A 1,615-nucleotide genomic window follows, 5' to 3' on the forward strand; every position below is an offset into this window, starting at 1 on the left:
GAAGTCCTCGAGAGTTTTCACTGCCGGGAAGTGCGCCGTGCGGATCCGCATGATCGTGCCCGCCGACTCACGATCGGCGAGTTGGCGACCCAATACCGCTGCGAGGTATTCCTCGTGCGACCAGTTCTCGTCGCGGGCGTGATCGGCGAGCTCTTCCCACACTCGCCCGATCGTCGGGGTCTTCAATACCCTTGTCAAATAGGCGATCTGGGACGGAATCCCGTCCGCTGGTGGTGCCGAGACGGCCGCCTCGGCGGCTTTCTTCTTGGTTGCAGTTGTCATGATGTGGTCCTCACTGTTGTCGGGGCGGATTCGAAGTCGACGCCGAACAAGGCGTCGTAGTCCGGTAATGCTCGCAACGAGACGGGATGCCCGTCGATGTGCCGGCGTGTGGCGGCTTGTGTGCGGCGGCGCCGTTCGTCCGCCAATCCGCGGCGCAGTTGGGCGGCAACACTGACGTGATCGGGATCGGTGACGACTACATGCTTCGCCCACGAACGGTCATGACGAGCCACGATCTGGTCGTCGCAGCGGGCCACCACACGAGTCGGGCTGGCGCTCACATCGACGAATCGGCCGATCACTCGCGGGTCGATCGAGTAGTCGGCGCCGTCGACACGCACGTAGTAATCCCGCGCCAACCGGATCCGGTGACTGAGCCCGATCGCCGGAATGACCGGTGGCAGTTCGATCATCGCCGCAACGTCGGTGGCGAGCAGATCGATCGGCCGGCCACCGATCGCCCTCACAGTGCGAGTATTCGCTCGTGTGAGCCAGTCATGGAGTTGGGTGTTGAAATCAGTCGGTGAGGTGAACCGCCGGCCGGGCAGAAACGAGGTCTCCAGGTAGCCGTTGGCGCGTTCGACCATGCCCTTGTACTCCGGGTCCCGCGGTGGAGCCAACTGGATTCGAGTCGCTAACGTTCCGGCGAACGCAGCAGCAGATGTGGTGACCTTTCCGGTGCCTCCGATTGCTGATTCTCGGTCCCACACCAGCGTTTTCGGGACCTTACCCAACCCTGAGATCAGTTCCCACATTCCCGACAAGATGTCACCACCTTGCCTGGACGGGATCATCACCGCCGAGATGAACCGCGAGTACCCCGACGTCATCACCAACACCGGCAGTACCCGTTCCTGACCGCCACCGACCGGCACCACGGTCTCGGGAAACCACAAGTCGCACTGCGCGATAGCGCCAGGTTTGTAGACGAAACGATCCACCGGATCGACACCCACGTACTCCGGACGGATCTCGCGAATGCGGTCCTTGATCGTGGTGATCGAATGCTGCCACCCGATCCGCTCGGCGATCACCGTCGCCGGCATCCGAGGGAACTCCGACAACAGTGCCCGCACCTGCGGCTCGGCCGCATCAGCGAGAGTGCGTTGCCGTTTTCGTTGATACTTCGGAGGACGATCCGATGCCAACGCCGAGCGCACGGTATTACGCGTCACCCCCAACCGCCGCGCGATCTCGCTGATCGACAGGCTCTCAGCCCGATGCAAACGGCGGATCTCCGCCCAATCCTCCACTGAAATCACCCCACAACACTCACGCAAGGTGGTTAATTTTCGTCCGACGACATCCGTTCAGTTTTCACCCGTCGTCGACA

The 1,615-nt window shown here is 62.3% G+C and carries 2 protein-coding genes; both read right to left on the reverse strand.

Going from position 1 to position 1,615, the window contains the following annotated elements; genetic code table 11:
- The coding region (locus AC1Q61_RS32705; RefSeq protein WP_492651486.1) for an ATP-binding protein at positions 1–282 on the reverse strand (282 nt) is incomplete at its 3' end.
- Positions 279–1,544 carry an IS21 family transposase gene (gene istA, locus AC1Q61_RS32710; RefSeq protein ID WP_125052918.1) on the reverse strand — a complete coding sequence of 422 codons (1,266 nt, stop codon included), beginning with the start codon at positions 1,542–1,544 and terminating at the stop codon, positions 279–281. The genes AC1Q61_RS32705 and istA, both read right to left, overlap by 4 nt.
- Positions 1,545–1,615 lie beyond the last annotated feature (71 nt).

It is taken from the genome of Rhodococcus sp. MPR-R1B (genome assembly GCF_058793255.1).